This is a genomic window from Paraburkholderia humisilvae (assembly GCF_902859855.1).
In the GTDB taxonomy this organism is placed as follows: domain Bacteria; phylum Pseudomonadota; class Gammaproteobacteria; order Burkholderiales; family Burkholderiaceae; genus Paraburkholderia; species Paraburkholderia humisilvae.
Window position 1 is genome coordinate 1 of the sequence record NZ_CADIKH010000235.1, and the last position, 2,965, is coordinate 2,965.

The window sequence follows — 2,965 nt, forward strand, 5'->3', positions numbered from 1 at the left end:
TCGAGGCCACATTCACGTTCATCTTCATTACGGCCCGATGACTCACGCATCCCCCTCGGGGACACCAGTCGATAGGCTTCAGAGTCCTGGTTTCCCGCCACCCTGCTATCCAGGCTACGGGGCTTCTGACTTTTACCCCGGCAGGACTGACTCCTGCTGAACATGCCAGCCTTCGCTGGACACACAACTGTACGTGCAAGTTTCCCTGCATACAGCTCGAGCACAGCATTAGGCGCCGTACTGGCGCCGGTCTTGCCGTATTGCACAAGCCCTTCGCAAGCCGTCACATCGTTGGTTTATCTCATTGTTGAGACGAGGGCGCTAAACCGTCGTAAAACGGCCTCTTTCAAGCTTCCCTGCAGTCGAACTTCAAATGAACACCTGCGACAGCTGCACCACGCGGAAGTCTGCATCCTTTCAGATCAGGGCAAATTTCGAACCCCTATGCGAGCTATTACTGCCCGCCATTCGCTTCCTCCGCGTTCTCATACCCGCGCCACCAACAGCCAGCCTTGCGGTTCGCCTGCCATCTTGCCATGTGCCGCAAGTTTGGCGGTGAGTCGGGCTTACTACGTTCCCGCCCCTGCCGACCCGGTGTTCTGGGTCTACCGGTTAGCGCCTGCCTTTCCCCCGGTAGCTCTTTGACGACGTGTCCATTCGCGCCAGTTGGACAACCGGCTACACACCTTTTGGTCAGGGCCTGTCAGCCGCTTTGCCCCACTAATCATCACGAGGTTTATCAGCAGTTCACATCCGTTGCGCATACGGAACTTGCCTGGCACCTCACACTGCACGGCGGCTGGCAGTGCCGATTCCTTCCCCGTCGCCGGGGTGATTCGTCAATCGAGAGGTACGTTGTTGCCAGAGCTTCACACCCTCCCGTTACCAGGAACGCATGTCCGGCCAGGCAACTGCTGGTCGTACAACAGGTCACGGCGACGCGATATTCTGCGAAGCGTGACAAGTCCACCCCGTGCGGGCGTTGCACAGCAAACAGTTCATAGACATCGCTTTCGCGATCGCCGATGCCAACGAGTTGCGTGTGCTCACAGCGCGACTTCAGCGCCGACAGGTGCGCAAGCCCCTCGATCCACTTGATGCTCTCCTTCTCATGGATGGGTCGGGATTTGCGCCGCGCGGCGCTGCCCTAGGTTCCTTCAGGACGGGCCCATGTCTTTATGCCCAATACGCCGAGCGGCAAACCTTCCGGACTGACCGCCAGCATGCTGTGCATCAGGAACCCACGCTCATTGCCGCCGGTACAGCGTCCCAAACCATCTGTGGCAGGCAAATGCGTCAGGTTAAATTCGGTGGTGTCCTGTATCGCCAGCACTACCGGAATCTGCTCCATACGGTACGGCGTCTGCGCAATATGCGGCGCCAGTACACCGTCGGTGTCGACCTGGGCTTTGTCAAAGAACCGGTAGGCCGCCTTCAGTTCAGCAGATGACAGCGCCTGCGGCAGCGAAGTGTGGGGACTGCTCGCCAGTTGGCGCGCCAGTGCCACCAGGCGGTGCGACAAGCGAGCGTCTCCGAGATCCGCTTGCGCGAATTCCTCGCTCGCCCAGTCTGCCGTGTCGTCCCCGATCGCCAATCCGCCGCCGCTGCATCAACAGAATGGACAAAAGTTAACACCCTCCGATCCAGTTTACAACCGCACTTGTGGGTAAAGCTCAGCTCTTGAGGGCGGGGAGCAGTCAAGTCGTTGATAAGACTTTTGGCGCATTACGTGGTGGGGGGTAATCCAGGTATTTCTGTATAAGCGGATAATTTCAACGCCCTAAATCATTTAGTCATCGCTTGCATCGCGTTCCGCGAGGCGCGACTGAACGGCAGTACAGTGTGGTAAATCCTATTTATCTTATCAAGATCATGATATGGCTTCAAAGAGAATTAGAGTATCTGCTGAATCAGACCCTCGCGGGTTTGATTTGGAATGAACGTGCTGAGGAAGTCTCGTCCACTTGCGTTGATTTTTATGACAAATGCGCAATCGAATTCAAAAATCTCATGTAGGCACGCGGGATCTAAATATCTGTCAACCATGCATGTGACGAACTCTGGGAAACGATTTTTTCTGCTGGAATTAGCACATAATAGCATTTCGTGCAAATTTTCCGGGGAAAGTCTTCCCGAAACCTTGTCAATCACAGACTCAATGTTCGATTCCCATTCTGCATATTTTTTTAATAGTCGCGTCAATCTCTTTTGTCTTGGGCATGATAGAACGAGGCAGCGAAAGCGTCGGATGTTGTCGATTAGTTCAATCGGAAGTGTCGCGCCCATAAAATCGAGTGGCGTCCACTCTATATAAACCGGTTCTTCGCGGTTAAGGCCATTAAGTTTTTCTGTTAAAATATTGGAAATTTCTTCGTGGTTTACCGTTTTTTTGTCGTTTGAATAAGCAAGAAAAAGATCGCTGACACCGAGCAGAGATTCAATGGAGATCGTTTGTTTTCCGCGTTTTTCCAACTGCAGCATGAGTTCTGTCGTGCCAGCACCCGGCAGCCCAACAATGGGTATAAAGTGTAACCCCGTAAAAACCTCACTATGCATCACCGGCCCCCCGAGAAAGACGGCTCGAATACGGAATCGAGCAAACGAATGTACGGTTGATTAGGGTGAAAGCGAGTTGCCAATAATATCGTGCGAACCCAAAAAGACGCACTTCTTATGTGGCTCATTATTTAAAGCGTAGAATAATCAACAGTGTCCTTTATGCTATCTCGGAATTCGATGTCAAATCAATAATCGATTTTGATAAACATACAAAATGCTTGCGCTGGGAGCACGGGAATTCAGTTGCGCAGTTTTAAAGATCGGGGCGAGCGGGAAGGCGGTAACGGCATCGGCTTACCGTGAAAGCTGGCTAGTACGGGCATGTGCATGCCCCCTCGCGTGGTCCGCGAGTAAAAATATCGCCATGCCCGACCCCTCGTTGTGGCGACCGTTAGGTGGTGACAGA

At 53.4% G+C, this 2,965-nt stretch carries 2 protein-coding genes; both read right to left on the minus strand.

The genetic code is table 11. The features are described from left to right. Positions 1-1,147 precede the first annotated feature (1,147 nt). Positions 1,148-1,594, minus strand: coding sequence for an IS4/Tn5 family transposase DNA-binding protein (locus HV796_RS41310; RefSeq protein WP_246356369.1), 447 nt, complete (start codon positions 1,592-1,594; stop codon positions 1,148-1,150). A 299-nt stretch (positions 1,595-1,893) separates the two neighbouring features. Further along, positions 1,894-2,481 (minus strand): tRNA 2-selenouridine(34) synthase MnmH, encoded by a 588-nt coding sequence (locus tag HV796_RS41315; RefSeq protein WP_175233425.1) that lies wholly within the window; start codon positions 2,479-2,481, stop codon positions 1,894-1,896. Between the last annotated feature and the right edge of the window lie 484 nt (positions 2,482-2,965).

Coding starts and splice junctions, on each gene's coding strand:
- HV796_RS41315 (WP_175233425.1), bottom strand. CDS start 2,481: ATGCTGCAGTTGGAAAAACGCGGAAAACAAACGATCTCCATTGAATCT.